Raw genomic sequence first — 25741 nt, 5'->3', positions numbered from 1 at the left:
ATGGATTGCTTCGCTGCGCTCGCAATGACGATGTTTAGGAGTCCTGAAAGGTCCCTACCGCCGTCCGCCGAACAGCGAGCCGAGCACGCCGCGCACCAAAGCGCGGCCGATCGAGCTGCCGAAGGTGCCGCCGGCGGTGCCGCCGACGCTGCGCCCCAGGCTGCGGCCGAGCTGGGTGCCGACCGAGCTGCCGGCGCTGCGCACCACGTCCTTGAAGATCGATTCCACCATGCTGGGCCCGGCCTTCGCCTGGGCCTTGGCCTCGGCGGCGGTCGTGGCCTGCTGCTGGGTCTCGGCCGCCCGCGCCGTCAGCTTCTCATAGGCCGACTCGCGGTCGATGGCGGTGGCGTATTTGAGGTCCAGCCCGCCGGCCGCGATCGCCGTGCGGCGCTCGGCATCGGTGATCGGGCCGATGCGCGACACCGGCGGGCAGACCAGCGCCCGCTCGACCACCTCGGGGATGCCCTTGCCGTCGAGGAACGAGACCAGCGCCTCGCCCACCGCCAGCTCCTGCAGCGCCTTGACGACGTCGAGCTTGCCTTCGGTGCGGAAGGTGTCGGCGCTGGCCTTCAGCGCCTTCTGGTCGCGCGGGGTGAAGGCGCGCAGCGCGTGCTGGGCGCGGTTGCCCAGCTGGGCCAGCACCTTGTCCGGCACGTCGATCGGGTTCTGGGTGACGAAGTAGACGCCGACGCCCTTGGAGCGGATCAGCCGCACCACCTGCTCGACCTTCTCGACCAGCGGCTTGGGCGCGTCGTCGAACAGCAGGTGCGCCTCGTCGAAGAAGAACACCAGCTTCGGCTTGTCGGGATCGCCGACCTCGGGCAGGCGCTCGAACAGCTCAGATAGCAGCCACAGCAGGAAGGTGGCGTAGAGCCGCGGCGCCTGGATCAGGGTCTCGGCCGCCAGCACGTTGACCACGCCGCGCCCGTCCGACCCGGTGCGGATCAGGTCCATCAGGTCGAGCGCGGGCTCGCCGAAGAACGCCTCCGCCCCCTGCTGCTCCAGCACCAGCAGCTGGCGCTGGATGCTGCCGACCGAGGCCTTGGAGACGTTGCCGTAGGTGCCGGTGAAGGTCGACGCGTTCTCGGCGACGAAGGCCAGCAGCGCCTGCAGATCCTTGAGGTCGAGCAGCAGTAGCCCGTTCTCGTCCGCCGCCTTGAAGGCGATGTTGAGCACGCCCTCCTGGGTGTCGTTCAACTGCAGCAGGCGCGACAGCAGCAGCGGCCCCATCTCCGCCACCGTGGCGCGGATCGGGTAGCCCTGCTTGCCGTAGAGGTCCCAGAACACGGTCGGGAATGCCTGGAAGGCGAGGTCGCCGAGGCCGAGCGTTCTGGCCCGTTCGGCCAGCTTCGGGTTGGCGGTGCCGGGCTGGCAGATGCCGGCGATGTCGCCCTTCACATCGGCGACGAAGACCGGCACGCCGGCCTTGCTGAAGCCCTCGGCCAGCACCTTCAGCGACACGGTCTTGCCGGTGCCGGTGGCGCCGGCGATCAGCCCGTGCCGGTTGCCGAGGCCGAGCAGCAGCTGGTGCTCGCGCTGGCCCTTGGCGAAATACAGCCCGGTCTGGTCGCTCATCCTGTCTCCCACGGCCATGCGGCCGACATGTCTGGACGATCGGTCGCCCCTCACGCAGGGTATGACGGCTGGGAGGCGCAATGAAGACCCTGATCCTGCTGCGGCACGCGAAATCCGACTGGGACGACCCCGAGTTGGCCGACCACGACCGGCCGCTGGCGGCGCGCGGCCGCGAGGCGGCGCCGAAGATGGGCGAATGGCTGAAGACGCATGGCCCGGTGCCCGACCTGGTGCTGTGCTCGACCGCCACCCGCGCCCGGCAGACCCTGGCTTTGGCGCTGGAGGCCTGGGGCATCGCGCCGGAGACGGTGTTCGACCGCGGCCTCTATCTGGTCGGCGGCGCCGGGGTGCTGGCCCGGCTGCGCCAGGCGCCGGATACGGCGGCGGTGGTGATGGTGGTCGGCCACAACCCCGACACCGAGCAGCTGGCGCGCCGGCTGTCGACCAAGGGCGAATCGGCGGCCCTGGCCCGGCTGGCCGGCAAGGTGCCGACCACCGGGCTGGCGGTGATCGAGCTGCCGATCGACCGCTGGGCCGAGGCCGGCGGCAGCGGCCGGCTGGTGGCCTTCGAGACGCCGAAGACGGTCGGCGCCGTTCCGGAGGACGATTAACTCCTTGTAAGGAATGGATCTTTTCGACGGACACGACGTTATCCGGCGTGAAGTCCATGCACCCCCGATCGGGTGTGGACCGCAACCGGAGAACCCTCGTGATGTCGCCCACGCCTGCACGTCTGCTCAAGCTCGCCGCCGCCCTGGCCGCGGCCGCTTCCCTGGCCGGCTGTGTCGTCTATCCCGTGCGGCCCGCCTACTACGCCCGGCCGGCCGTGGTCTATGCCCATCCTGCCCCGTATGGCTACTACCGCTGAGCTTCCGGCTAGGGCCGCGGCACGGAGAGCGGCGGCCCGGCCGGGGACCAGCCTTCAGCGGATGCCGGCGAGATATCCCAACAGCGCGTCGGCATCCTCGAACACGACGTCGAGCGCGCCCGCCAGCATCGGGTTCAGCCGGGCGCCGAGGAAGGCGGCCCGCGAATCGGTGTGCAGCCCGACCAGGCGGCGCCCCGGCTTGGTCAGCTGACGATGGGCATAGGCCATGCCGAGCTCGATCGCGGCACCCTCGTCCGGCACCCGTCCGTCGAGCACATACAGCAGCACGTCGCAGGCGAAGACCTGGTCGCGGTCGGTGTCGAACAGGACGCGGCGGCGGTCTTCCGGCGTCATCGAGGCCCAGGGCTCGCGGCGGCTCTCGACCCCATCGCGCTGCGGCAGGAACACGTCGAAGCCCAGCGCCTCGATGCGCTCGACCAGCACGGCGTTGAACACCAGCTCGGCCGCCGAGAACAGCGGCGCGGCGAAATACAGGCGCGGCATCAGGCGGCTCCGATCATGGCAAGGGCGGCGCGGTGCAGCGCCGGGGTGGCGGCGGCCAGCACCTCGCCGGTCGAATTGAGCCCCAGCGGCTTGCCCTGCCAGTCGGTGATGACCCCGCCGGCGCCCTCGATCACCGGCACCAGCGCCATGTAGTCATAGGGCTGCAGGTCGCGCTCCATCACCAGGTCGATGCAGCCCAGCGCCACCAGGGCGAAGGCGTAGCAGTCGAGGCCGTAGCGGCGGTGCTTCACCGCCCTGGCCAGCCGGCCGAAGGCCTCGGCGCTGGCGCCCGAGAACATCTCCGGCGAGGTGGCGGACAGGATGGCGTGGTCCAGCCCGCCGCAGTCGCGGGTGTGGCACACCTTCCCGTCGGCCAGGGTCGGGTGGCCGGCATGGCCGGTAAAGCGTTCGCCCAGCGCCGGCATCTCGATCACCCCGACCACCGGGGTTCCGTTCCGGACCAGGGCGATCAGGCTGCCGAACATCGGCACCCCGGCGATGAAGGCGCGGGTGCCGTCGATCGGGTCCAGCACCCAGACCAGGTCGCGGTCGATGCCCTCGCCGCCCTGCTCCTCGCCCAGGATGCCGTGCTCGGGATAGCGCTCGCCGATCATCTGGCGCAGCTGGCGCTCGACCGCGCGGTCGGCCAGGGTCACCGGCGAGGCGTCGGCCTTGTCCTCGACCGCGATGCCAGTGCGGAACCAGCGCATCGCCACCGGGCGCGCGGCGTCGGCGAGGCTTTCGGCGAAGGCGACGAAGGGATCGGCGGTCATCGGACGGACTCGTTCAGCGACGGGCGGGCGGGAGGGCCGCAGCCTCGCCGGAAACGACGGATGGGGCAAGCCTTGACCGGACGTCAGCCCCTGAGCGCGTGCGCCAGGGCCAGGATCTCGTCCGCCCCCTTGGTGCTGGGCGCGGTCTCGACCAAAGTGCGGCCGGTCAGCATCGCCGCGGCGAAGCCGGTGCGGTTGCCGATGCGCTCGGCCAGCACCGGAATCCCGAGCTTGGCGATCTCGACCTCCAGCGCATCCGCCATGCTGGACCGCGCCGGCACCCGGTTCAGCACGATCAGGGCCGGCACCTTCTCCGCCGCCGCCAGGGCCAGGGTCGGCTGGGTCGCCCACAGATCCATCGGGCTGGGCTGGACCGGCACCAGCAGCAGCTGCGCCGCGCGCACCGCGATGCGGGCGTCGGAGGAGGCGTGCGGCGGGCTGTCGATCAGCACCACGTCGTGGCTGGCGCGGGCCTTGTCGACCTCGGCCGGCACGCGCCAGCCGGTGATGTGCTGGTGGCTGAAGCCGGGATTGGCGCCGCGCGCCTCGACCCAGCGGCTGAGGCTGGCCTGCGGGTCGATGTCGATCACCGCGACCGTGAGGCCGGACCGGACGAAGGCGACGGCGAGATGGGCGACCAGCGTGGTCTTGCCGGCCCCGCCCTTCTGCTGCGCCACGGTGATGGTTCGACCGGCCATTCTTGTTCTCCTGCTGTGGAAGCACTGTCGCGCGACTTTTGTTGCAGTGCAACATGATATCACCACAGGCCTTCGGCCCTGCGTCGGGGATGTCCGATTCACTGTCTGCGCATGGCCCCCCGGCGCCGGATCGGGCTATAGAACGGGGGATGAGCACCCCCGAAACCCCTTCGGCCAAGACCGAGATCGTCGATGACGGCCCCAGCGGCATCGCGCGCGCCGCCGCGCTGCTGCGCGAGGGCCGGCTGGTGGCCTTCCCGACCGAGACCGTCTACGGCCTGGGCGGCGACGCCACCGACGACCGCGCCGTGGCCGCGATCTTCGAGGCCAAGCGGCGGCCCAGCTTCAACCCGCTGATCAGCCACCTCGCCGAGGCCGAGCAGGCCGAGGACCTGGTGCTGTTCGACGCCCGCGCCCGGCGCGTGGCCGAGACGCTGTGGCCGGGGCCGCTGACCCTGGTGCTGCCGCGGCGCGCGGACGCGCGCGTGTCGCTGCTGGCCTCGGCCGGGCTGGACAGCCTGGCCATCCGGGTGCCGGCGCATCCGGCGGCGCGCAAGCTGCTGGCCGCGGTCGGCCGCCCGGTGGCGGCGCCCAGCGCCAATGTCTCGGGCGCGGTCAGCCCGACCACGCCGCAGCATGTCCTGGACGGGCTGTCCGGCCGGGTGGCGATGGTGGTGGCCGGCGGCCGCTGCGAGGTCGGGCTGGAATCGACCGTGCTGGACCTGACCGGCGACCAGCCGGTGCTGCTGCGCCCCGGCGGTGTGACGGTGGAGGAGCTGACCGCCCTGCTGGGCCCGATCGCGGTGCCGGAGAAGGATCCCGACCGCCCGGCCTCGCCCGGCCAGCTGGCCAGCCACTACGCCCCGCGGGCGCAGGTGCGGCTGAACGCCGGCGCCATCGGCCCGGGCGAAGTGCTGCTGACCTTCGGCCCCGACCTGCGCAGCGGCCCGAAGGTGATGAACCTGAGCGACAAGGGCAACCTGGCCGAAGCGGCGGCAAACCTGTTCGCCATGCTGCGGGCGCTGGACAAGACCGGAGCCGGCACCATCGCGGTGGTACCGATCCCGGAGACCGGCCTGGGCGCCGCGATCAACGACCGCCTGCGCCGCGCCGCGGCCCCCCGCCCGTAGGGAACCGGACCATGAACGATGCCGCGCTGATCGACCAGCTGATCGCCCTCATCGGCCCCCAGGCCGTGCTGCGCGATGCTGCTGACCTGGAACCCTATCTGCAGGAATGGCGCGGCAACTACCGCGGCACTGCCGGGGTCGTGGTGCGGCCGGGGTCGACCGCCGAGGTCGCGGCGGTGGTCAAGCTGTGCGCCGGCCGCGGCATCGGCATCGTGCCGCAGGGTGGCAACACCGGGATGGTCGGCGGCGCCGTGGCCGAGGCCGGCCAGATCATCCTGGCCACCGACCGGCTGACCGCGATCCGCGAGCTGGACGCCGAGGGCGACCACATCACGGTCGAGGCCGGGGTGGTCCTGGCCCAGGTCCAGGCGGCGGCGGAGGCGGCCGACCGGCTGTTCCCGCTGAGCCTGGGCGCCGAGGGCAGCTGCCGCATCGGCGGCAACCTGTCGACCAACGCCGGCGGCACCGCGGTGCTGCGCTACGGCAGCATGCGCAACCTGGTGCTGGGGCTGGAGGTGGTGCTGCCCGACGGCCGGGTCTGGGATGGGCTGCGGGCCCTGCGCAAGGACAACACCGGCTATGATTTGAAGCAGATCTTCATCGGCGCCGAGGGCACGCTGGGCGTCATCACCGCGGCGGTGCTGAAGCTGTTTCCGCGCCCGCGCAGCGTGGCTGCGGCGCTGGTGGCGGTGCCCGACCCGGCGGCGGCCGTGGCCCTGTTCGGCCGCGCCCGGGCCGAGGCCGGCGGCGCGGTGACCGGGGTCGAGCTGATGCCGCGCCTGGCGATCGACTTCGCCCTGCGCCACGTGCCCGGCGTCATCGACCCGCTGGCCGAACCCCACCCCTGGTACGTGCTGCTGGAGCTGTCCTCCACCGCCGCCGACGCGCCGCTGGCGCAGCAGCTGGAATCGATCCTGGCCCACGCCCTGGAGGCCGGTCTGGTGGACGACGCCGTCATCGCCGCCAGCGAGGCCCAGCGCCGCACCTTCTGGCACCTGCGCGAAGCGATCGTCGAGGGCCAGCGCCACGAGGGCGGGTCGATCAAGCACGACATCGCGGTGCCGGTGGCGCGGGTGCCGGCGTTCCTGGAGCGGGCCACGGCGGCGGTCGAGGCCGCGATTCCCGGTGCGCGGGTGGTGCCATTCGGCCATCTCGGCGACGGCAACATCCATTTCAACCTGAACCAGCCTGAGGGCGCCGACCGTGCCGCCTTCATGGGGCGCGGGGCGGAGATCAACCACCGGGTGCACGACATCGTCGCCGCGATGGGTGGGTCGATCAGCGCCGAGCACGGCGTCGGCCTGCTGAAGCGCGACGAGGTCGCGGAGCGCAAGCCGGCGATCGAGATCGAGCTGATGCGCCGGATCAAGCAGGCGATCGATCCGGCCGGGATCATGAACCCGGGCAAGGTGGTCCGGGCCTGAGCATACCGCCTTTGCTTGTCATGCCACGGCTTGACCGTGGCATCCAGGGGCGGCCAGAGCGGCTCTTCGTGGCCCCTGGATTGCCCGGTCAAGCCGGGCAATGACAATGAAGGGGGTGGCTTTGCACCCCCGGTGTAAGCCTGCGCCGCAGCACCTGGCCGGCCATCAGGCCCGCGCCAGCACCCATTCGAAGCTTTTCCGGTAGAGATCGGCCGGGATGTCCGTCTCGAGCATCTTGCCCAGATCGGACAGCAGCACGCCTTTCAGCGAATTCCGCCAGGCCTGGTCCGCCTGCCACATCACCCGGGCGATGGAGCAGGCCTTGGTCTCGCAATGTCCCGTGGGCCGGCAGGGGTTGTTCTTCCGGATCTCGCTGCAGACGAAGGTGGAGCTTTTGCCCTCCACCGCCTCGACGATGTCGAGGAAGCTGATCCGGTCCGGCCCCCTGGCCAGGCGGTAGCCCCCGGCTGGACCCAGGGTGCTTTCGACGATCTTGGCCTGAGACAGGCCCTGCAGCGCCTTGGACAGGTATTCCTTCGGCACGCCGTGGAATTCCGCGAGGACCTTGGTCGCCAGGTACCGGCCGGCCGGGAGCCCTGAGAGTATGGCGCAGCAGTGCAGCGCCCACTCGACCTGGCTTTTCAACTGCATGCGCTGGGTCCTGCCTTATCCGGTCCGACCGATGCGTCGGATGAGCCCGGTGCGGTCGCGCGGCCGATGGTGATGCAATTCCCCGCAGCGATCAACGGAACCACGATCCGGGCCCGGGACGTGGCCGCCTGCCCTACTTGTCGTCGGTGGTCAGCACCGTCTCGTCGGTGTCGACCACGAACACGGCCAGCAGGCTCGCCGGCTCGGTCGCGCTGGCATTGGCGCTGACGCCGTGATGCGCGCCCGGCTCTTCGTAGAAATTCTCGCCGGCGTGATAGACCTTCTCCGGCGCGCCGTTGACGCTGCTGCGGATCGCCCCCTGCAGCACCGTGGCGTAGATGAAGGCGGAGTGGGCATGGGTGTGCCCGGGCGACGCGCCCCCCGGCTGGTACTCGACCAGCACGCCCTTCATGCTCTTGCCCGGCACGTTCGGCAGCGCGCGGTCGAACACCACCGACACCTTGGCCTTCTCGGCCGCCCAGCCATCGGCCGAGGCCACGGTGACGAGGAGGCCTGCGAAAGCGAGGCCGCAGAGGATTCTGGTGAACATTCTCGATCTCCCGGGTGGCACGCAGGGCCGGCAGGGCCCGGGCGAACGGGGGCCGTCGGCCAAAGTCATTAAGGATATGAAGAATCCTTAAGGATCTTAAGTATCCTTAATTGGCGGCGGCGTAAAGCGCCTTGTCGGCGGTCCGCTATGTTCGGGGTCAGGGGACGGCCGGAGCGGACGGGCGGCAGCAGAATCCGGAGCGACGTCGCCCCCCTCACTCGTCATGCCACGGCTTGACCGTGGCATCCAGGGGCGGCGAGAGCGCTCTTCGTGGCCCCTGGATTGCCCGGTCAAGCCGGGCAATGACATGGAAAGCCAGGTTCAGGCCGGCGACGGCACAAGGACAGCTCCGCCGCAGCCTACAACCCCCGCCGCGGCGCCAGGCGCAGCCGGGCCATGGCCGGGGCCGGCATCGGGGCGGTGCGGGCGGGCCGCATCCGAGTGGCCGGGACCGGCCGGGCCGGCAGGTCGCGGCCACGCTTCCAGGGCTGGCCGTTGAACCAGGCGGCGCCGCGGGCCCAGGCCCACAGCAGGCCGATGCCGCCGAGATTGACCGCGAGATGCGGCAGGATCCCGGTGCCGGCCTGGTCGAACACGATGCCGCCGACAAAGGACAGGGCCATGCCGAGCAGGAACACCGACAGCGAATGCCGCCCCATCAGCGCCACCGGCTCGGCCCGCCGCGGCGTGATCAGGTCCGGCGCGGCGCGCAGCAGCGACACCACGAGATAGGCCAGGGCGAAGAAGTGCAGCAGGCGCAGCGGGCCGACATCGGTCTTCCGCGCCATCGGCTCCAGGATGTCGCGCATGCCGGCGAACAGGCCGCCGTCCAGCCGCACCAGCGACAGCGCCAACACGGCGCAGAACACCATGTAGACCAGCGCCGCGGTGATGCGCGCCCGCGTCGCCTGCGGCACCTCGAACCAGCCGGCGCCGTAGCCGTAGCCGGCGACGAACAGCACCTGCCAGGCGAATGGGTTGAAGAACCAGCCGCGGCCCTCGGTGGTGTCGGCCACCAGGTTCCAGCCCTCGACCACCGCGCCGACATAGAGCAGGGCCGAGGCCAGCACCACCAGCACCGGCGAGATCCGCGCCAGCAGCACCATCACCGGCACCGCCGTCAGCAGCAGGATGTAGAGCGGCAGGATGTCGAAATAATGCGGCACGTAGTGCAGCGACAGCAGGGCGACCAGCGACCCGCCCGGATCCTGGAAGAACCGGTCGAGGCCGAGCTGAGAGACGTAGTTCGGCGTGACGAAGATGCGGTCGGCGGTGACGATGATGCCGCAGATCAGGATGAACAGGCCGATATGGGCGCGGTAGAGTTGCCACACGCGCAGGGCCACCCGGCCCAGCCCGGCCAGGAATCCGGCCCGGCCGAAGCTGCGGCCGAAGGCCATGGCCGAGGACAGGCCGGCGAGGAAGATGAAGATCTCCGCCGCATCGCTCAACCCATACATCCGCGGCGTGAAATATCCGACGATATTTCCCGGCGTATGGTTGATGAAGATGATGATCAGCGCGAGACCACGGAAGAAATCGATCCGAACGTCCCGCACCGGCTTCTGTGCGGTCATTTCACCACTCCGGCCTGCATCGCGCGACATGACGATGCATTGAGGGAACGCTTCATCGCAGGCGAGGTTCCCTGGGAAATGAATGCCGCAAATCCCCGGAAAATTCGTCATTTCCCGGGGACAACGAATCCGTTGTTCCCCGGAAGAACGAACTCGTGGAACACTCCCGCCTGGAGGGTTGGATCGACCGTGTTTCGTCTCTGCATCGCCATCCTGCTGCTGACGGCCTCGGTCGTCCGGATCCCCGCCGCCCAGGCCCAGGGCGTCGCACCGGCCGAAACCGTCATGTTCAAGAGCCTGTCCGGCGAGGTCATCACCGGACGCCTGTTCCTGCCCCAGGGCGCCGGCCCCTTCCCGGCCGTGGTCGGGCTGCACGGGTCGGGCGGCTACGCCCCGGCGCATGACCGCTGGGCGACCCGGCTGACCGCCAGCGGCTACGCCATGTTCCTGGTCGACAGCTACACCGCGCGCGGCTACCGCGAGATCATCTCGGTCGGGCTGCAAACCGTCCCGGTCGAGCTGCGGGTCAAGGACGCGGTCGGGGCGCTGGAATACCTGCAGACCCGCAAGGAAATCAACCCGAAGGAGATCGCCGTTCTCGGCTGGTCTCAAGGTGCGACCACCGCCGTCGCCGCCACCGCGACGATGCGCCAGTCCCTGATCGCCAAGACCGCCCCGCATTTCGCCGCGGCGATCGCGCTATACCCGCGCTGCGACCAGTACATGACCAACACCCAGCCGGTCGGCGACACGCCGCTCTTGGTGCTGATGGGGTCGGCCGACACGGTGACGCCGGCCGCCGCCTGCGGCACGCTGTTCGGCGCCTGGCTGTCGAAGGGTGCTGCGGTCAGCCTGATCGTCTATCCCGGCCAGCAGCACAATTTCGACTTCACTGCCCCGACCACGGCGCTGCTGGACCGCACCACGCCGATCGCCGATCCGCCGGCCCTGAGCCCGAGCTGGACCCCGGTCGACGACGCCGAGCGGCGGACGCTGGGCTTCCTCGACCGGCGACTGGGACTTGATTCCGTCGCCGCTTCGGGGAAATCTCCCGTTTACGTAAACGGAAATCCCAACCAAAACGGAAGCCAAGGAATCGTCCAATGACCGCCTATGCCGCGCCGCTGGCCGACATGCGCTTCGTGCTGCGGCACCTGGTCGGGCTGGACCGCATCGCCGCCCTGCCCGGCAAGGGGGAGACCACGGCGGAGCTGGTCGAGGCGGTGCTGGACGAGGCCGGGCGGCTGGCCGGCGAGGTGATCGCGCCCCTGAACGCCGGCGGCGACCGGGTCGGCGCCACGCTGGAGAACGGGGTGGTGCGCACCGCCCCCGGCTTCCGCGAGGCCTATGCCCAGTACCGCGACGGCGGCTGGAACGCCCTGCCCTTCGAGGCGGAATGGGGCGGGCAGGAACTGCCCTGGGCGGTAGCGATGGCGGTGTCGGAGATGTGGCAGTCGGCCAGCATGGCCTTCGGCCTGTGCCCGGTCCTGAACCAGGGCGCGGTCGAGGCGCTGCAGGCCCATGGTTCGGACGAGCAGAAGAAGACCTACCTGCCCAAGCTGGTCTCCGGCGTGTGGACCGGCACCATGAACCTGACCGAGCCGCAGGCCGGCTCCGACGTCGGCGCGGTGCGGACCCGCGCGGAGAAGCAGGCGGACGGCACCTGGCGCATCACCGGCCAGAAGATCTTCATCACCTATGGCGACCACGACATGGCCGAGAACATCGTCCATCTCGTGCTGGCCCGCACCCCGCAGGCGCCGGCCGGGATCAAGGGCATCAGCCTATTCCTGGTGCCGAAGCTGCTGCCCGATGCCGACGGCAACCCCGGCGCCCGCAACGATTTGCGCTGCGTCAGCCTCGAGCACAAGCTGGGCATCCATGCCAGCCCGACCTGCGTCATGGCCTATGGCGACGGCGGCGGCGCCACCGGCTTCCTGATCGGGCAGGAGAACCGCGGCATCGAATACATGTTCACGATGATGAACAACGCCCGGCTGACCGTCGGGCTGCAGGGCGTGGCGATCGCCGAGCGCGCCACCCAGGCCGCCGAGGCCTATGCCGCCACCCGGGTCCAGGGCAAGCCGATCGGGCTCGATGCTCCGGCCCCCATCGCCGCCCACCCCGATGTCCGCCGCATGCTGCTGTCGATGCGCAGCCAGACCGAGGCGATGCGGGCCCTGGCCTATGCCGCCGGCGCCGCGCTGGACCTCGCCCGAGGCCATCCCGACCCGATCGAGCGAGCGAAGGCGCAGGCGCGGGTCGACCTGCTGACCCCGGTCGTGAAGGGCTGGTGCACCGACACCGGCTGCGAGGTCGCCTCGACCGGAATCCAGGTCCATGGCGGCATGGGCTATATCGAGGAGACCGGCGCCGCCCAGCACCTGCGCGACGCCCGGATCACGCCGATCTACGAGGGCACCAACGGCATCCAGGCCAACGACCTGGTGTTCCGCAAGGTGGCGCGCGACGGCGGCGTCGCCGCCCGGGTGCTGTTCGACGAGATGGCGCGGACCCAGGCCGAGCTGGCCGGCGCCCGCCACCCCGCGGCGGCGGCGATCCGCGACCGGCTGATCGAAAGCCTGGCGGCGCTGATGGCGGCGACCGATTGGGTCGTCGAGACCGCGCCGGAGGATCCGGCGGCGGTGGCGGCCAGCGCGGTCCATTACCTCCGCATGTTCGGGCTGGTCGCCGGCGGCTGGCTGATGGCGCGGGCGGCGCTGACGGTGATGGCCGATGGGAGTGAGGGGGGCGACCCGGCCTTCCGTGCCGCCAAGCTGACCCACGCCCGCTTCTTCGCCGAACAGTACCTGCCCCAGGCCGCCGGCCTGCTGCTGCCGATCACCGAAGGCTGGCGCAGCGTGACCGGGGCGGAGGAGGATTGACGGCCCTCAGGCCTTGATCCCCAGCCGCTTCACCTCTTCGGCGGTATCGCGCCACTCCTGGGCGTAGTCGACATCCTGGTAGTTCTCGAACCACGGGCCGCCGCGGGTGTAGTGCACCGCCTGCGGCGTGCCCTGCGCCGGCTTGGGGTACCAGCCCTCCAGCCAGTTCCAGCCGGTGTCGAGCGAGCCGATCTGGTCGTCGGACAGCCACTGGAAGCGGTGCAGGAAGGCGCCGGTCTCGCGGTTCACCACCTCCGGCGTCAGGGTCTTGTTCGAGGGGTGGCCGCAGTTGAACAGCATCAGGCTGGACCAGTTCTTGCGGGGATAGGCGGCCTGGGCCTTGCCGTCCATCTTCACCGCTTCCTTCGGCTGGTAGTCGTGCTGCACCACCATCACCGCATAGCGGTCGTCGGCCTGGGCGAACAGGTCGGCGATGTCGCCGAACCACAGGAAGTCGCAGTCGCAGAACACCGCCCAGCCCTCGAACCCGGCCAGGGCCGGCACCAGGAAGCGGCTGAAGGTGAATTCGGTGGAGCCCAGCGTGTCGACCGGCCGGGTGTAGATGCCCTGGGCCCGCAGCTCCGGCAGCTTCAGCGGCGTCACCTCGACCGGCTTGGACGCGTGCTGCAGCACCGAATAGCGGCAGACCTGCCAGGCGATGTCCTCGCGCGAATCGTATCCGACATAGAGGCGCAGAGGTTCGCTCATTCCCACACTCCCACTTTGCGACCGGCTCGCAATCCGCGCCTTCCCTAGCACGGGTCCGGACCGCAGTCTAACGCTCGCCCTTGCGATAGGGCACCATCAAGGCCTTGGGCACCGCGGCGCGGCGCGACATCGCGATCAGCGCCAGGATGCTGAGGAGGTAGGGCAGCATCAGGAAGACCTGGTACGGCACCACCCCGCCGGCCAGCTGCTGCAGCCGCACCTGGAAGGCGTCGAAGGCGCCGAACAGCACGGCGCCGAGCAGCGCCTTGCCCGGCCGCCAGGAGGCGAACACCACCAGCGCGATGCAAACCCAGCCGCGCCCGGCCACCATCTCGAAGAAGAAGGCGTTGAAGGCCGACATGGTCAGGAAGGCGCCGCCCACCGCCATCAGCGCCGACCCGGCCATGACCGCGCCGAGGCGGACCGCGACCACGTCGACCCCCTGGGATTCGGCCGCCGCCGGGTTCTCGCCCACCGCCCGCAGCGCCAGGCCCAGCGGCGTGCGGTACAGCACCCAGGCGGTGGCGGCGACGGCGGCCAGCGCGAGATAGGTCAGCGGCGTCTGCTGGAACAGCACCGGCCCGATCCAGGGCAGGTCGGACAGGCCGGGCAGCGCGACCGGCTGGAACGGCTCGATCCGCGGCGGGGTCGAGGCGTTGGGCAGCACCATGCGGTAGGTGAAGTAGGACAGGCTGCTGGCCAAGAGGGTGACGCCGATGCCGGTGACGTGCTGCGACAGGCCGAGCGGCACGGTCAGCAGCGCGTGCAGCAGGCCGAAGGCGGCGCCCACCCCGGCCGCGAAGATCACCCCGGTCCACAGGTCGCCGCCCTGGTACACCCACATCCAGCCGGCCATGGCGCCGGCGGTGAAGATGCCCTCGATGCCGAGGTTCAGCACCCCGGCGCGCTCGCAGATCAGCTCGCCCAGCGTGCCGAAGATCAGCGGCGTGGCGATGCGCAGCGCCGCGGCCCAGAAGCTGGCGGCCAGCAGGATGTCGAGCACAGCACTCATCGCCAGCGCACCCGGTAGCGCAGGATGGTGCTGGACAGCAGCACGGTCAGCAGCGAGGTGGCGACGATCAGGTTGGCGATGTAGCTGGAGACGCCGATCGCCCGGCTCATGCTGTCGGCGCCGACGAACACCGCGGCCACGAACAGCGCCGCCAGCAGCACGCCCAGCGCATGCAGCTGCGCCAGCATGGCGACGACGATGCCGGCATAGCCGTAGCCGGGCGACAGGTCGAGGGTCAGGTAGCCCTTCAGCCCCGCCACCTCCCCCACCCCGGCCAGGCCGGCCAGGGCGCCGGAGATCAGCCCGACCCGCAGCATCACCCGGCCGACCGGCATGCCGGCAAAGCGGGCCGCGGCCGGGTTGGCGCCGGTGGCGCGCATCTCGAAGCCCCAGACGGTGCGCGTGGTCATCAGCCAGACCAGCACGGCGGCGGCGACGGCGATCAGCAGCCCGGCATGGATGCGGGTGCGCGGGATCAGCTTGGGCAGGGCGGCGGCGTCGAGCAGCGGCGCCGATTGCGGCCAGCCCATGCCCATCGGGTCCTTCATCGGCCCTTCCAGCATCATCGACACGAACAGCAGCACCACGAAGTTCAGCAGCAGCGTGGTCACCACCTCGTCGACGCCGAACCGGGTCTTGAGCAGGGTCGGCCCCAGCATCCACAGGCCGCCCGCCACCGCGCCCGCGGCCAGCACCAGCGGCAGCAGCGCCCAGCCGGGCAGGTCGAGCGCGCCGGAGCCCAGCGCCGCCGCCGCCAGCGCGCCGAGATAGAGCTGGCCCTCGGCGCCGATGTTCCACAGCTTGGCCCGGAAGGCGACGGTGGCGGCCAGGCCGGTCAGGATCAGCGGCGTGGCCCGCGACAGGGTCTCGGCCACGGCGAAGCGCGAGCCGAACGCCCCTTCGGCCATCACCCGGTAGGCGTCGAGCACCGGCGCCCCGGCCCAGAGCAGCGGGATGGCGCAGAGCAGCAGCGCCAGGATTGCGGCGCCGACCGAGACGCCAAGCACCAGCAAGGATGAGGCCCGCTCGCGCGGCTCAAGACGCATGAGCGAACTCCGGCTCCTGCCCGGCCATCATCAGGCCGAGCGCGCGGATGGTGAGGCCCTCGGCCGGACAGGGCGGGGTCAGGCGGCCGCGATACAGCACGGCGACACGGTCGGACAGGGCGAAGATCTCGTCGAGATCCTCCGAGATCAGCAGCACCCCGGCGCCGCGGTCGCGGGCGGCCAGCAGCCGGGCGTGGATCTCGGCCACCGCGCCGACATCGAGGCCGCGGGTCGGCTGACAGGCCAGCACCAACCCGGGCGACCGGTCCAGCACCCGGCCGAGGATCAGCTTCTGGATGTTGCCGCCGGACAGCAACCGCGTCCGCGCCTCCGGCCCCTGGCACTTCACGCCGTAGGACCCGATCAGCCAGCGGGCGCGGGCGCGCAGCGCGCCGCGGCGCAGCAGGCCCCAGCGCTGGGAATCGGGCCGGCGGTAATCCTCCAGCGCGAAATTCTCCCACACCGCCATGTCGCCGACCACGCCATCATGGTGGCGGTCCTCCGGGATGCGGCCGACGCCGGCCGCGACCATGGCGGCGGAGACGCCGACCGGGGCCGCGCCGCCGAACAGCACGATGCGGCCCGATTCGGGCATCGCCAGGCCGGAGACCAACCCGGCCAGCGCCGCCTGGCCATTGCCCGAGACCCCGGCGATGCCCAGCACCTCGCCGCCGCGCAGTTGCAGCGAGACATCCTCGAGCCGCAGCCGGCCGTCGGGTCCGCGCAGGCGGATGCCGTCCAGCGCCAGCACGGGGCTTCCAGGCGCCGCCGGCCGCTTCTGGGTCACCGGCACCGGGCGGCCGACCATGGCCTCGGCCAGGGCGGCGCGGTCGACGCCGGCGGTCGCGATCTCCGCCACCACCCGGCCGGCGCGCAGCACCACCACCCGCCGGCTGATCGCCAGCACCTCGGCCAGCTTGTGCGAGATGAAGACGATGGCGAGGCCCTGTTCCGCCAGCCGGCGCAGCGTGGCGAACAGCCCTTCGGCCTCCTGCGGCGTCAGCACCGCGGTCGGTTCGTCCAGGATCAGGATGCGGGCGTCGCGGTACAGCGCCTTCAGGATCTCGACCCGCTGGCGCTCGCCGACCGACAGCGACGCGACGGCGGCATCGAGCGGCACGGCCAGGCCGGAGCTTTCGATCAGCGCCGCCAGCTTCGCCCGCGCACTCGCGCGGCGCTGGGCCGGGCGCCACAGCGATTCCGACCCCAGCACGATGTTGTCGAAGACGCTGAGATTGTCGGCCAGGGTGAAGTGCTGGTGCACCATGCCGATGCCGGCGGCCAGCGCCGCCTGGGGCGAGCCCGGGCGCAGCGGGACCAGGCCGCCGCCCGGCCCCGCCACCTCGACCGTTCCCGCATCGGCGACGTAATGGCCGAACAGGATGTTCATCAGCGTGGTCTTGCCGGCGCCGTTCTCGCCGAGCAGCGCCAGCACCTCGCCCCGGGCGAGGTCGAGATCGATGCCGTCATTGGCGACCAGCGCGCCGAAGCGCCGGGTGATGCCGCGCAGGCGCAGGGCCGACGCGGCCTGCGCGGCCTCCGGGGTGATCATCACAGCGTCGGCTTCGGCTCGCTGTCGTCGACCTTGACCGTGAAGGCGCCGCTTTCGATCTCCTTCTGCCGGGCCAGGACCTTGTCGATGATGGCCTGGTCGACCAGCTTGGGATCCAGCGCGGCGAGTGAGGCGCCGCCGGCCTTCATGCTGCTGTAGGGGCCGTAATCCTCGGCCTTCCAGCTGCCGCCGGCCACCGCCTTGAGGGCGCGGTCGATGGTCGGCTCCATCTGCCACAGCGCGCTGGCCACCACGGTGCCGGGGTATTCGGCCTGGGTGTCGATGACGTTGCCGATGGCCAGCACCTTGCGCTCCTTCGCCGCGTCGGAGACGCCGTAGCGTTCGGCGTAAAGCACGTCGGCGCCGGCATCGACCATGGCGAAGGCCGCCTCCTTGGCCTTGGGCGGGTCGTACCAGGAGCCGATGAAGGTGATCGAGAACTTCGCCTGCGGGTTGACCGCCAGCACGCCGTCCATGAAGGCGTGCATCAGGCGGTTGACCTCGGGGATCGGGTAGCCGCCGACCATGCCGATCCTGTTCGACTTGGTCTTCAGCCCGGCGACCATGCCGGTGAGGTAGGAGGCGTCCTGGATGTAGTTGTCGAACACCGAGAAGTTCGGCTCGGCCGGCGGCAGGCTGGAGCCCATCAGGAAGGCGGTGTCGGGATAGTCCTTGGCCACGGCGCGGGCGCCGCGCTCGACCCCGAAGGCCTCGCCGATGATCAGCTTCTTGCCGCCCTCGGCGTATTCGCGCATCACGCGCTCATAGTCGGTGTTCGACACGTTCTCGGAATAGACGTAGTCGATCTCGCCGCGGTCCTGGGCCGCCTTCAGCGCCTTGTGCAGCCGGCTGACCCATTGCTGCTCGACCGGCACGGTGTAGACCGCCGCCACCGCCAGCTTGTCCGCCGCCCAGGCCTGCGGCAGCGTCGCGGCGCCCAGCGCCAGCGCGGCCACGCCCAGCACGGCGCGGCGTCCGATTCGTCCCAGCATCGATGCCCCCTGTTTCTTGTCGTTCTGACCAACCGGTCAAGTGTGCAGAAACCAGCGGGCGGTGCAACAGGCCGCCGGGACCACCGTCACATCCGTGCGGGCTGTCTCGTCTCTGTCTCTGAACGGGCACGGACGCGGTGTGCGGCCCCGGCCCGTCCTGGAGAGACGACATGACCTCGAATTCCAAGCGAGTCCTCGCCACCGCGGCCCTGGCCGGAATGCTGGCGCTGGGCTTCGCCGGCGGCCAGGCTTGGACGGCTGTCGCCGCGGCGGCGCGTGGCGAGACCGTTACCCCGCTGACGGCGCAGAAGCTGGCCAACATCCCGGGCAAGACGCTGACGGCGCTGACCGTCGACTACGCGCCGGGTGGCGCCTCGCCGGCGCATCACCACGCCGCCTCGGCCACGGTGTTCGCCTATGTCGTGTCCGGCGCCATCCGGTCCCAGGTCAATGGCGGCCCGACCGCGGTGTTCCAGGCCGGCCAGTTCTGGATCGAGCCGCCCGGCTCGGCCCATGGCGTCAGCGAGAACGCCAGCACCACGGAGCCGGCGAAGCTGGTGGCCATCGCGGTCGGCGACGACGGCGCGACCCTGACCACCTTCGACAAATAGGCCCGGGAAGGGCGGCCTGCGCTACAGCTTCCGGGGGTTGCCCTTCAGGATCTTGCCGGGGATGGCCGGGTCGCCCTGCGGCTTCAGGGTCACGCTGTCACCGGCGACCGAGATCGCAGCGCAATCCCCATCCTTGCGGGTCTTGCCGACCTCGACCACGCAGAGGGCTCCGTCCTCCCGAATCGACCATCGGATGGATTTCGGCCTGCCCGCAGCGTCGCCGCCGTCCATGGTGAAGCGCCCGGTCCCGTCCGCCAGGATGTAGAGGGCGACCTTGTCGCCGGGATCGCCGGGCGTGGTGAAGACGAGCGTGTTGCCGATCAGGGCCTTGACCGCCGCCTTGCCGGCGGAGACAGCCTCATTCCCCGTCGTCTGCGCCAGGGCCGCGCCGAAGATCGCCGGCTGCAACAGCACGGCCGCGACCAGCATCCGCAGTCTCAGCGACATCTCCGTCCCCTCCCCTATGTCCGATCCGCCACCCCCTCAACCCCGCAGCCCGATCACCTCGCGGCCGATCAGCATGCGGCGGACCTCGGAGGTGCCGGCGCCGATCTCGTACAGCTTGGCGTCGCGCAGCAGCCGCCCCGTGGCGAATTCGTTGATGTAGCCGTTGCCGCCCAGGGCCTGGATCGCCTGCAGCGCCATCCAGGTCGCCTTCTCCGCGGCGTAGAGGATGGCGCCGGCCGAATCCTGGCGGGTGACCCGGCCGCGGTCGCAGGCCTGACCGACGGCGTAGACGTAGGCGCGGCTGGCGTTGAGCGCGACATACATGTCGGCCACCTTGCCCTGCATCAGCTGGAACTCGCCGATCGCCCGGCCGAACTGCTTGCGGTCGCGGACATAGGGCAGGACGATGTCGAGGCAGGCCTGCATGATGCCGAGCGGGCCGGCGGCCAGCACCGTGCGCTCGTAGTCCAGGCCGCTCATCAGCACCCGCACGCCGCCGCCGACCTGGCCCAGCACGTTCTCCTCCGGCACCTCGCAATCCTGGAACACCAGTTCGCAGGTGTTGGAGCCGCGCATGCCGAGCTTGTCGAGCTTCTGGGCGGTGGAGAAGCCCTTGAACCCCTTCTCGACCAGGAAGGCGGTGATGCCGCGTGGGCCGGCCGCCGGGTCGGTCTTGGCGTAGACCACCAGCGTGTCGGCATCCGGGCCGTTGGTGATCCACATCTTGGTGCCGTTGAGGACGAAGCGGTCGCCCTTCTTCTCGGCCTTCAGCTTCATGCCGACCACGTCGGAGCCGGCCTCCGTCTCCGACATCGCCAGGGCGCCGACATGGTCGCCCGAGATCAGCTTCGGCAGATAGCGGCGCTTCTGCTCGTCGCTGCCGTTCAGCTTGATCTGGTTGACGCAGAGGTTGGAGTGGGCGCCGTAGGACAGGCCGACCGAGGCGGAGGCGCGGGAGATCTCCTCCATCGCCACCATGTGCTCGAGATAGCCCATACCGGCGCCGCCATACTCCTCCTCCACGGTCACACCGAGGACGCCGAGGTCGCCCATCTTGCGCCACAGGTCCATCGGGAACTGGTTGTCGCGGTCGATCGCGGCGGCGCGCGGCGCGATCTCGGCGTCGGCGAAGCTGCGGACCGAATCGCGCAGCATGTCGGCGGTCTCGCCGAGCATGAAGTCGAGGCCTTGCGGCGCATTGGGGATCATGGCGGGCGTCGCTCCCAGTCACAGCGTGTTTGGCCGCACTGTAGCAAAGCCCGGGCAACAAATGAAAAGCCCTGCGATGCCGGGACATCGCCCAGCCCTTGAGACAAAAGAAAAGCCGCGCGATCTGGAAGCATCGCGCGGCCCGTCCCCCGCAACGGGATCGGAGTCCCAGGCGCCCGTGGGCCAGGCGCCTGGGGCCGATCCCCCGATCAGCCGAAGCCGATCAGAGCACGAAGTCGGTCACGACCAGCGCGGTCGCGCCCTTCACCTGGATCTCGAAATCGGCATGGCCGTCGCCATTGATGTCGCCGCTCAGGATCCCGTTCTGGAAGTGCAGCTGACCGGCCACACCCGAGAAGTTCGCCGCGCCGATGAAGTTGAAGGCCTGGTCGCCCACAACCTTGGTGCTGGCGTCGATGAAGTGCAGGTCGATCTTGTCGCCCTGGGCGTGCGTGAAGTCGAGGATCACGTCCCGACCCGCGCCGACCGTGGTCTGGCCGATCGACAGGAACCGGAAGGTGTCGGCGCCCAGGCCGCCGGTCAGGGTATCGGTCCCTGCGCCGCCGTCGAGGATGTCGTTCCCGGCCTTGCCATCGAGGATGTCGTTCCCGGCCAGGCCGGCCAGGCCGTTGGCAAGCTCATTGCCCGTCAGGCTGTTGTTCAGGGCATTGCCGACGCCGTTGTTGCCGCCATGAGCGACGAACAGCAGGTTCTCGACGTTGTCGCTCAGCACCCAGTTCTTCGCCACGACCACCGTGTCGAGCCCGCCGTTGGCCAGCTCCTGCGTCCGGTCGCCGTTGTTGTCGGCGTAGTAGACGTCGTTGCCGCTGCCGCCGATCATGATGTCCGCGCCGGCACCGCCGACGATGACGTCATTGCCCAGGCCGCCCGTGATGGTGTCGTTGCCGGCATCACCATAGAGCGTGTCGTTGCCCGTGCCGCCATCGAGGCGATCGGACCCGTTGTTGCCATGGATCAGGTCGTTGCCGAGATAGCCGTTCAGGATGTCGGCATTCGCGGTGCCGTTGATGTGGTCGCTCGACCCGGCCACGTCGCCGACGATGTTGGCCAGGCTGTTGGCGCCCAGGCCGACCACGTTCAGCACCGAGCCGAGCAGGCCGGTGACGGCGCTGAGCGGGCCGACATGGCCCAGGCCGCTGACGTCGATGCCGCCCAGCGCGTCCCCGATCGAGGACAGGATGGTGTCGAGCGCCGCTTCGAGGGTGTTGCCGCCGCCGAGCAGGCCGGACAGCAGGTCGTTGATGTGCAGCAGGCTGCCGACGCCGTCCTGACCCAGGAGGCCGCCAACCACGCCTTCGACCGTCGACAGCACGCCGCCGAGGATGCCCTCGACCACGCCGCCGAGGTTGCCCAGGCCGCCGGTGCCGCCGAGGCCGCCCAGCACATTGCCGCCCAGCAGGCCGTCGAGCAGGCCGGTGACCGTGCCGAGCAGGCCGCCCAGCAGGTCGCCGCCGAGCAGGTTGCCGCCGGTGAGGCCGCCGAGCAGACCCTCGACCGTGGTGAGGATGCCGCCGACCAGGTCGCCGCCGATCGGCAGGTTGCCGAGCAGGTCGTGCAGCGTGTCGGTGATGCCGCCGAGCAGGTCGCCGCCCAACAGGTTGCCGCTGAGCACGCCGCCAAGCAGGCTCTCGACCGTGCCGAGCAGGCCGCCGAGCAGGTTGCCGTCCAGGATCCCGCCGCCGACGCCGCCGAGCAGGTCGCCGCCGAGCAGGCCGCTCAGCAGGTTGCCGACCGTGCCGAGCAGGCCGCCGAGCAGGTCGCCGCCGAGCAGGTCACCACCGAGCAGGCCGCCGACCAGGCCTTCGACCGTGCTGAGCAGGCCACCGAGCAGATCGCCGCCGAGCAGACCCCCGAGCAGGTCGCCGCCGCCGGTCAGGCCACCAAGCAGGCCACTGACCAGGTCGAGCACGCCGCCCAGGAGATCGTTGCTGCCGCCGATGCCGCCGAGCAGGTCGCCGCCGAGGATGCCGCCGAGCAGGCCGCTCACGGTATCCAGCAGGCCGCCGAGCAGGTCGCCGCCGAGCACGCCGTCCAGCAGGCCGCCGCCGAGCAGGTCGCCACCGAGCACGCCGTTCAGCAGGCCGCCGACGGTGTCGAGCACGCCGCCCAGCAGGTCGCCGTCCAGCAGGCCGCCAAGCAGGTCGCTGCCGCCGAGAATGCCGTCCAGCAGGCCGTGCGCGGTGTCGAGCGCGCCGCCGAGGGCGCCGTCAGCCGCGGCGCCGCCGAGCAGGCCGCCACCGAGCAGGCCGCCGAGCAGGCCGTTGACGGTCTCGAGCACGCCGCCGAGCACGCCGCCCAGCAGGTCGCCGCCGAGAATGTTGTGCAGCAGATCCTCGACCGAGCCGAGCAGGCCGTCGGTCAGCCCGGTGCCAAGGGCCCCGCCGAGCAGGCCGTTGAGCAGGCCGTCGACCAGACCGAACACGCCGCCGAGCAGGCCTTCGCCCTCGCCGCTGCCGAGAACGCCGTCAAGCGCGCCCAGGACGCCCTTCACGGTTCCGATCACGCCGCTGAGAAGATCCTCGCTCAGGAGATCCCCGAGCGCTCCATCGCCACCGAGCAGACCGCCGAGTAGGCCGTCGCTGCCGAGCAGGCCGCCGAGGAGACCGTCGTTGCCAAGCAATCCGCCGAGCAGTCCGCCGTCTCCGAGCAGGCCGTCAAGAAGACCCATCTTATTCCTCCTCCAAGAAACCCTTGCCAAGCTGACAGCCCGGCCGCCGCCCACAGGGCCAGCCAGCCGGCATTCAGGCAAAAAACGATAGGGCTGTCCATAGAAATTCTCGTTTTTTACTTTTCAATGACGAAATAGATAGATGAGTTTGATTCCATATAAGTTCTATCTGCAGGTTGAGTTCTTTATTTTCACACCTGCAGTTATTTTATTAACTTATGAATATAAATTAATTTCCAAATTCCAATCGAAAGCGACCGTTTGATGCGCAAAGCCGCTCTGGATCCCGCCAGCGTCGAACCGCACGCGCCGGGGCCATCGCCCCAGCGCCCGAATCCGGAACGTATCAAACACAACCCTGGCGCGCAGCGGCTACGGCCGGCCGACCGAAAGCAATACTGTCCAGCGGATCAACAGTCAGTCGTCGCCAGCGCGCGGCGGTCTCTGCTCTTGGCATGGTCTTGCGGCCGGGCAAGTCACGCCCGAAAAGCCATGCTATCGTCTGGTCCGGGGATGGACGCCGAGAGGGCAGTACTATGCGCATCATGGCGAAGGCGGTCATCGCGGCCGGTGTTCACCGTGCCGGCGGGCAAGTACCTGCTGTCGCTCGAGGTCGGCCAGACCGAGGTCGGCCTGCCGGTCGAGGTCGGGTCGGGCGCCACGGTGCAGCCGGAGGTGGTGCTGCAGGCCGGCGTGCTGGTGCTGAAGGCCACGGCAGGCAGCGCTCCGGCGGAGAAGGGCCTGAGCTGGAAGATCGTCTCGGCCCAGGCGGACATCCAGGGCAACCGCAAGGAGTTCGGCTACAGCTTCGACGCCGAGGCCAGCTTCACCCTGCCGGCCGGCGGCTACCTGGTGCAGGTCGAGCTCGACGACCGCAAAGCGGAGCAGCCGGTCGAGGTCGAGGCCGGCAAGCGCGGCGAGGTGACGATCGCCCTGCCCTGAGCAACGGGGCCCGTGTGGAGGGGCCATCATCGCATTGACCTTGCGGGAACGGCTGGACAGAAGCGATGATGGCCCCTTACAACCCTGAGTATTCATGACGGGTTATGCACTGCAATCGTGCAGTCGGCCCAGATCCGATTGATGGAGGCGTGTTGACATGGAGACCACGGGCATTGGCGAAGCCGAACTGCGCGACGCGCTGAAGAAGCTCGCGGTCGCGAGCGACCTGCGCTTCGGCCAGGTCGTCGGGCTGGCGGCGCTGGTGGCGCTGCTGCCGGGCGTCGAGACGGTGAGCGAGGAGAAGGTCAAGCAGCTCGTCGAGCACCTAACCAAGGGCGTGCCCGGCGGTCAGAATCTCACGATCCCGGCGGTCAACATCGCCTCCAACGTGATCAAGGCCGCGCGCGAGACCAAGAACGCCAGCATCGCCGGCACCGTCGGCACCGCCTGAGGCGGATGCGGAACCGGCCCCATCCCGCATCCGGCGGGATGGGGCGACGGTTCACAGCAGGATCAGGGCCGCCAGGCCGAGAAAGGCGAAGAAGCCGACCACGTCGGTGACGGTGGTCAGGAACACGGCGCTGGACACCGCCGGATCGATCCCGAAGCGCTGCATCGCCAGCGGGATCACAGTGCCCGAGAACGCCGCCGCCAGCAGGTTGATGATCATGGCCGCGCCGATCACCACCGCCAGGCGCGGATCCCCGAACCACAGCCACACCACCCCGCCGGCAATCCCCGCGAACAGCAGGCCGTTGATCACGCCGACCAGCACCTCCTTCCACAGGATGCGGGCGGCGTTGCTGTCGGTCAGCTCGCGCATCGCCAGCGCCCGCACCGCGACGGTCAGGGTCTGGGTGCCGGCATTGCCGCCCATCGAGGCGACGATCGGCATCAGCACCGCCAGCGCCACCACCCGGCTGATCACGTCCTCGAACAGGCCGATCACGGCCGAGGCCAGCACCGCGGTGAACAGGTTGACGAACAGCCAGGAGAAGCGCGAGCGGGTGGTGGCGGCGACGTCGCGGTAGAGGTCGCTCTGCTCGCCGATGCCGCCGAGCCGGAAGATGTCCTGCTCCGCCTCCTCGTCGATGACGTCGACCACGTCGTCGAGGGTGATGACGCCGAGCAGCTTGCCGTTCTGGTCGACCACCGGCGCCGAGACCATGCCGTAGCGCCGGAACAGCAGCGCCACCTCCTCCTGGTCCGTCTCCGCCTGGATCGGGTGGATGTCCTCCAGCCCGAGTTCGGCCAGCTTGGCCGGGCGGCGGCCGCGCAGGAAGCGCGACAGCGGCAGCTGGCCACTGGGCTTGCCGTGCACGTCGACCAGGAACAGGCTGTAGAACTCGTCCGGCAGCTCCTCGGCCGCGCGCAGCCAATCGATGGTCTTGCCCACGGTCCAGTAGTCCGGCACCGACACCAGCTCGCGCTGCATCAGGCGGCCGGCGGAATATTCCGGGAAGTCGAGCCCTTCGAGCAGGACCCGCCGCTCCTCCGCCGGGATGTTGGCCAGGACCTCGCGCCGCTCGTCCTCATCGAGATTCTCGATCAGGGCGAGGGCGTCGTCCGAATCGAGCTCCTGCACCGCCGCCGCGACGTCGCGCGGCCCGAGCAGGTCGAGCACCTCCTCGCGGACGTCCTCGTTCAGCCAGGTCAGCGCCTCGGCGTCGGTGGTCAGCTGGACCCGGATCAGGCCGACGACGACGCGCCGGTCGTCGGGATGCAGGGCCTCCAGCAGCGCCGCCAGGTCGGCGGAGTGGAGCGGCGCCAGCCGCTCCTCCACCTCGGCGAAGCGCTGGGCGTCCAGCGCCTCCTCGATTGCCTGCACGAAGCCGGGCGGCAGGCCGTACTCCTGGGGTTCGGCCGTGGCCGTGTCGACGTCAGGCCCCGAAGTCACC

The 25741-nt window shown here is 70.2% G+C and carries 25 protein-coding genes; 9 read left to right on the top strand and 16 right to left on the bottom strand.

Annotation, left to right across the window (positions count from 1 at the left end):
• Nucleotides 1-54 precede the first annotated feature (54 nt).
• Nucleotides 55-1575: a helicase HerA-like domain-containing protein gene (locus E9232_RS00680; protein WP_309791486.1), complete on the bottom strand. Its 1521-nt coding sequence runs from the start codon at nucleotides 1573-1575 to the stop codon at nucleotides 55-57.
• Nucleotides 1576-1655: 80 nt separating this feature from the next.
• Here E9232_RS00680 and E9232_RS00675 point away from each other — a divergent pair, with 80 nt between their 5' ends.
• Nucleotides 1656-2186: a SixA phosphatase family protein gene (locus E9232_RS00675; protein ID WP_309791485.1), complete on the top strand. Its 531-nt coding sequence runs from the start codon at nucleotides 1656-1658 to the stop codon at nucleotides 2184-2186.
• 101 nt (nucleotides 2187-2287) lie between these two features.
• Nucleotides 2288-2443 carry a hypothetical protein gene (locus E9232_RS00670; RefSeq protein WP_309791483.1) on the top strand — a complete coding sequence of 52 codons (156 nt, stop codon included), beginning with the start codon at nucleotides 2288-2290 and terminating at the stop codon, nucleotides 2441-2443.
• 54 nt (nucleotides 2444-2497) lie between these two features.
• Here the strand turns inward: E9232_RS00670 and E9232_RS00665 are convergent, their stop codons facing one another.
• The 3 genes from E9232_RS00665 to parA all read right to left on the bottom strand — a co-directional run bounded on the left by E9232_RS00665 (nucleotide 2498) and on the right by parA (nucleotide 4418).
• A complete protein-coding gene (locus E9232_RS00665) occupies nucleotides 2498-2947 on the bottom strand; it encodes a nucleoside 2-deoxyribosyltransferase (protein ID WP_309791480.1) in 450 nt (149 codons plus the stop codon).
• The gene (hisN, locus tag E9232_RS00660) at nucleotides 2947-3720 is read right to left on the bottom strand and encodes a histidinol-phosphatase (protein WP_309791478.1); all 774 of its coding nucleotides are present in this window, start codon (nucleotides 3718-3720) and stop codon (nucleotides 2947-2949) included. The genes E9232_RS00665 and hisN overlap by 1 nt, the downstream gene beginning before the upstream one ends.
• Nucleotides 3721-3803: 83 nt before the next feature.
• The gene (gene parA, locus E9232_RS00655; RefSeq protein WP_309791476.1) at nucleotides 3804-4418 is read right to left on the bottom strand and encodes a ParA family partition ATPase; all 615 of its coding nucleotides are present in this window, start codon (nucleotides 4416-4418) and stop codon (nucleotides 3804-3806) included.
• Nucleotides 4419-4567: 149 nt separating this feature from the next.
• Between parA and E9232_RS00650 the strand changes: the two genes are divergently transcribed.
• Both E9232_RS00650 and E9232_RS00645 read left to right on the top strand, forming a co-directional pair.
• Complete coding sequence (locus tag E9232_RS00650) at nucleotides 4568-5548, top strand: L-threonylcarbamoyladenylate synthase (protein WP_309791475.1); 981 nt, start codon at nucleotides 4568-4570, stop codon at nucleotides 5546-5548.
• Nucleotides 5549-5559: 11 nt separating this feature from the next.
• Nucleotides 5560-6972, top strand: a complete 1413-nt coding sequence (locus E9232_RS00645) for an FAD-binding oxidoreductase (protein ID WP_309791473.1) — start codon at nucleotides 5560-5562, stop codon at nucleotides 6970-6972.
• Nucleotides 6973-7137: 165 nt separating this feature from the next.
• Here the strand turns inward: E9232_RS00645 and E9232_RS00640 are convergent, their stop codons facing one another.
• The 3 genes from E9232_RS00640 to E9232_RS00630 all read right to left on the bottom strand — a co-directional run bounded on the left by E9232_RS00640 (nucleotide 7138) and on the right by E9232_RS00630 (nucleotide 9750).
• Nucleotides 7138-7623 (bottom strand): RrF2 family transcriptional regulator, encoded by a 486-nt coding sequence (locus tag E9232_RS00640; protein WP_309791471.1) that lies wholly within the window; start codon nucleotides 7621-7623, stop codon nucleotides 7138-7140.
• A gap of 133 nt (nucleotides 7624-7756) precedes the next feature.
• Nucleotides 7757-8173 carry a cupin domain-containing protein gene (locus E9232_RS00635; protein WP_309791469.1) on the bottom strand — a complete coding sequence of 139 codons (417 nt, stop codon included), beginning with the start codon at nucleotides 8171-8173 and terminating at the stop codon, nucleotides 7757-7759.
• Nucleotides 8174-8532: 359 nt separating this feature from the next.
• Nucleotides 8533-9750: an OpgC family protein gene (locus tag E9232_RS00630; RefSeq protein WP_309791468.1), complete on the bottom strand. Its 1218-nt coding sequence runs from the start codon at nucleotides 9748-9750 to the stop codon at nucleotides 8533-8535.
• Nucleotides 9751-9939: 189 nt separating this feature from the next.
• Here E9232_RS00630 and E9232_RS00625 point away from each other — a divergent pair, with 189 nt between their 5' ends.
• Together E9232_RS00625 and E9232_RS00620 are read left to right on the top strand one after the other, a co-directional pair.
• On the top strand, nucleotides 9940-10857 hold the full coding sequence (locus E9232_RS00625) for a dienelactone hydrolase family protein (protein ID WP_309791466.1): 918 nt from the start codon (nucleotides 9940-9942) through the stop codon (nucleotides 10855-10857).
• On the top strand, nucleotides 10854-12635 hold the full coding sequence (locus E9232_RS00620; RefSeq protein WP_309791465.1) for an acyl-CoA dehydrogenase: 1782 nt from the start codon (nucleotides 10854-10856) through the stop codon (nucleotides 12633-12635). The genes E9232_RS00625 and E9232_RS00620 overlap by 4 nt, the downstream gene beginning before the upstream one ends.
• 6 nt (nucleotides 12636-12641) lie before the next feature.
• Here the strand turns inward: E9232_RS00620 and E9232_RS00615 are convergent, their stop codons facing one another.
• From E9232_RS00615 to E9232_RS00595, 5 genes are all read right to left on the bottom strand, one after another.
• Nucleotides 12642-13343, bottom strand: a complete 702-nt coding sequence (locus tag E9232_RS00615; protein ID WP_309791463.1) for a hypothetical protein — start codon at nucleotides 13341-13343, stop codon at nucleotides 12642-12644.
• Nucleotides 13344-13410: 67 nt separating this feature from the next.
• Nucleotides 13411-14355, bottom strand: a complete 945-nt coding sequence (locus E9232_RS00610; protein WP_309791462.1) for an ABC transporter permease — start codon at nucleotides 14353-14355, stop codon at nucleotides 13411-13413.
• Entirely contained in the window at nucleotides 14352-15401 is a 1050-nt protein-coding gene (locus tag E9232_RS00605; RefSeq protein WP_309791461.1) for an ABC transporter permease, read from the bottom strand. The genes E9232_RS00610 and E9232_RS00605 overlap by 4 nt, the downstream gene beginning before the upstream one ends.
• Nucleotides 15391-16953 (bottom strand): ABC transporter ATP-binding protein, encoded by a 1563-nt coding sequence (locus tag E9232_RS00600; protein ID WP_309791459.1) that lies wholly within the window; start codon nucleotides 16951-16953, stop codon nucleotides 15391-15393. The genes E9232_RS00605 and E9232_RS00600 overlap by 11 nt, the downstream gene beginning before the upstream one ends.
• Nucleotides 16953-17945: a BMP family protein gene (locus E9232_RS00595; protein WP_309791458.1), complete on the bottom strand. Its 993-nt coding sequence runs from the start codon at nucleotides 17943-17945 to the stop codon at nucleotides 16953-16955. Before E9232_RS00595 ends, E9232_RS00600 begins: the two co-directional genes overlap by 1 nt.
• Nucleotides 17946-18115: 170 nt before the next feature.
• Here E9232_RS00595 and E9232_RS00590 point away from each other — a divergent pair, with 170 nt between their 5' ends.
• A complete protein-coding gene (locus E9232_RS00590; protein ID WP_309791456.1) occupies nucleotides 18116-18556 on the top strand; it encodes a cupin domain-containing protein in 441 nt (146 codons plus the stop codon).
• A gap of 21 nt (nucleotides 18557-18577) precedes the next feature.
• Here E9232_RS00590 and E9232_RS00585 read toward each other — a convergent pair whose 3' ends face one another.
• From E9232_RS00585 to E9232_RS00575, 3 genes are all read right to left on the bottom strand, one after another.
• Nucleotides 18578-19003, bottom strand: coding sequence for a hypothetical protein (locus E9232_RS00585; protein ID WP_309791454.1), 426 nt, complete (start codon nucleotides 19001-19003; stop codon nucleotides 18578-18580).
• A 36-nt stretch (nucleotides 19004-19039) separates the two neighbouring features.
• Nucleotides 19040-20212: an isovaleryl-CoA dehydrogenase gene (locus E9232_RS00580; protein ID WP_309791453.1), complete on the bottom strand. Its 1173-nt coding sequence runs from the start codon at nucleotides 20210-20212 to the stop codon at nucleotides 19040-19042.
• Nucleotides 20213-20435: 223 nt separating this feature from the next.
• Nucleotides 20436-22901, bottom strand: coding sequence for a calcium-binding protein (locus E9232_RS00575; RefSeq protein WP_309791452.1), 2466 nt, complete (start codon nucleotides 22899-22901; stop codon nucleotides 20436-20438).
• A 570-nt stretch (nucleotides 22902-23471) separates the two neighbouring features.
• On the opposite strand from E9232_RS00575, the gene E9232_RS00570 reads away from it, so the two are divergent.
• The gene (locus tag E9232_RS00570; RefSeq protein ID WP_309791450.1) at nucleotides 23472-23843 is read left to right on the top strand and encodes a hypothetical protein; all 372 of its coding nucleotides are present in this window, start codon (nucleotides 23472-23474) and stop codon (nucleotides 23841-23843) included.
• Nucleotides 23844-24000: 157 nt separating this feature from the next.
• Entirely contained in the window at nucleotides 24001-24294 is a 294-nt protein-coding gene (locus E9232_RS00565; RefSeq protein WP_309791448.1) for a hypothetical protein, read from the top strand.
• A gap of 51 nt (nucleotides 24295-24345) precedes the next feature.
• Here E9232_RS00565 and mgtE read toward each other — a convergent pair whose 3' ends face one another.
• Nucleotides 24346-25740 (bottom strand): magnesium transporter, encoded by a 1395-nt coding sequence (gene mgtE, locus E9232_RS00560; protein ID WP_309791445.1) that lies wholly within the window; start codon nucleotides 25738-25740, stop codon nucleotides 24346-24348.
• Nucleotide 25741: the final 1 nt, after the last annotated feature.

The sequence above is a fragment of the Inquilinus ginsengisoli genome, assembly GCF_031453975.1.
GTDB lineage: Bacteria > Pseudomonadota > Alphaproteobacteria > DSM-16000 > Inquilinaceae > Inquilinus > Inquilinus ginsengisoli_A.
This window is presented reverse-complemented; position numbering and strand designations above follow the sequence as displayed.

Bases quoted from the DNA above. Each gene is read 5' to 3' on its own strand.
- E9232_RS00680 (WP_309791486.1), bottom strand. From the start codon at position 1,575: ATGAGCGACCAGACCGGGCTGTATTTCGCCAAGGGCCAGCGCGAGCAC.
- E9232_RS00675 (WP_309791485.1), top strand. From the start codon at position 1,656: ATGAAGACCCTGATCCTGCTGCGGCACGCGAAATCCGACTGGGACGAC.
- E9232_RS00670 (WP_309791483.1), top strand. From the start codon at position 2,288: ATGTCGCCCACGCCTGCACGTCTGCTCAAGCTCGCCGCCGCCCTGGCC.
- E9232_RS00665 (WP_309791480.1), bottom strand. From the start codon at position 2,947: ATGCCGCGCCTGTATTTCGCCGCGCCGCTGTTCTCGGCGGCCGAGCTG.
- hisN (WP_309791478.1), bottom strand. From the start codon at position 3,720: ATGACCGCCGATCCCTTCGTCGCCTTCGCCGAAAGCCTCGCCGACGCC.
- parA (WP_309791476.1), bottom strand. From the start codon at position 4,418: ATGGCCGGTCGAACCATCACCGTGGCGCAGCAGAAGGGCGGGGCCGGC.
- E9232_RS00650 (WP_309791475.1), top strand. From the start codon at position 4,568: ATGAGCACCCCCGAAACCCCTTCGGCCAAGACCGAGATCGTCGATGAC.
- E9232_RS00645 (WP_309791473.1), top strand. From the start codon at position 5,560: ATGAACGATGCCGCGCTGATCGACCAGCTGATCGCCCTCATCGGCCCC.
- E9232_RS00640 (WP_309791471.1), bottom strand. From the start codon at position 7,623: ATGCAGTTGAAAAGCCAGGTCGAGTGGGCGCTGCACTGCTGCGCCATA.
- E9232_RS00635 (WP_309791469.1), bottom strand. From the start codon at position 8,173: ATGTTCACCAGAATCCTCTGCGGCCTCGCTTTCGCAGGCCTCCTCGTC.
- E9232_RS00630 (WP_309791468.1), bottom strand. From the start codon at position 9,750: ATGACCGCACAGAAGCCGGTGCGGGACGTTCGGATCGATTTCTTCCGT.
- E9232_RS00620 (WP_309791465.1), top strand. From the start codon at position 10,854: ATGACCGCCTATGCCGCGCCGCTGGCCGACATGCGCTTCGTGCTGCGG.
- E9232_RS00615 (WP_309791463.1), bottom strand. From the start codon at position 13,343: ATGAGCGAACCTCTGCGCCTCTATGTCGGATACGATTCGCGCGAGGAC.
- E9232_RS00610 (WP_309791462.1), bottom strand. From the start codon at position 14,355: ATGAGTGCTGTGCTCGACATCCTGCTGGCCGCCAGCTTCTGGGCCGCG.
- E9232_RS00605 (WP_309791461.1), bottom strand. From the start codon at position 15,401: ATGCGTCTTGAGCCGCGCGAGCGGGCCTCATCCTTGCTGGTGCTTGGC.
- E9232_RS00600 (WP_309791459.1), bottom strand. From the start codon at position 16,953: ATGATCACCCCGGAGGCCGCGCAGGCCGCGTCGGCCCTGCGCCTGCGC.
- E9232_RS00595 (WP_309791458.1), bottom strand. From the start codon at position 17,945: ATGCTGGGACGAATCGGACGCCGCGCCGTGCTGGGCGTGGCCGCGCTG.
- E9232_RS00590 (WP_309791456.1), top strand. From the start codon at position 18,116: ATGACCTCGAATTCCAAGCGAGTCCTCGCCACCGCGGCCCTGGCCGGA.
- E9232_RS00585 (WP_309791454.1), bottom strand. From the start codon at position 19,003: ATGTCGCTGAGACTGCGGATGCTGGTCGCGGCCGTGCTGTTGCAGCCG.
- E9232_RS00580 (WP_309791453.1), bottom strand. From the start codon at position 20,212: ATGATCCCCAATGCGCCGCAAGGCCTCGACTTCATGCTCGGCGAGACC.
- E9232_RS00575 (WP_309791452.1), bottom strand. From the start codon at position 22,901: ATGGGTCTTCTTGACGGCCTGCTCGGAGACGGCGGACTGCTCGGCGGA.
- E9232_RS00565 (WP_309791448.1), top strand. From the start codon at position 24,001: ATGGAGACCACGGGCATTGGCGAAGCCGAACTGCGCGACGCGCTGAAG.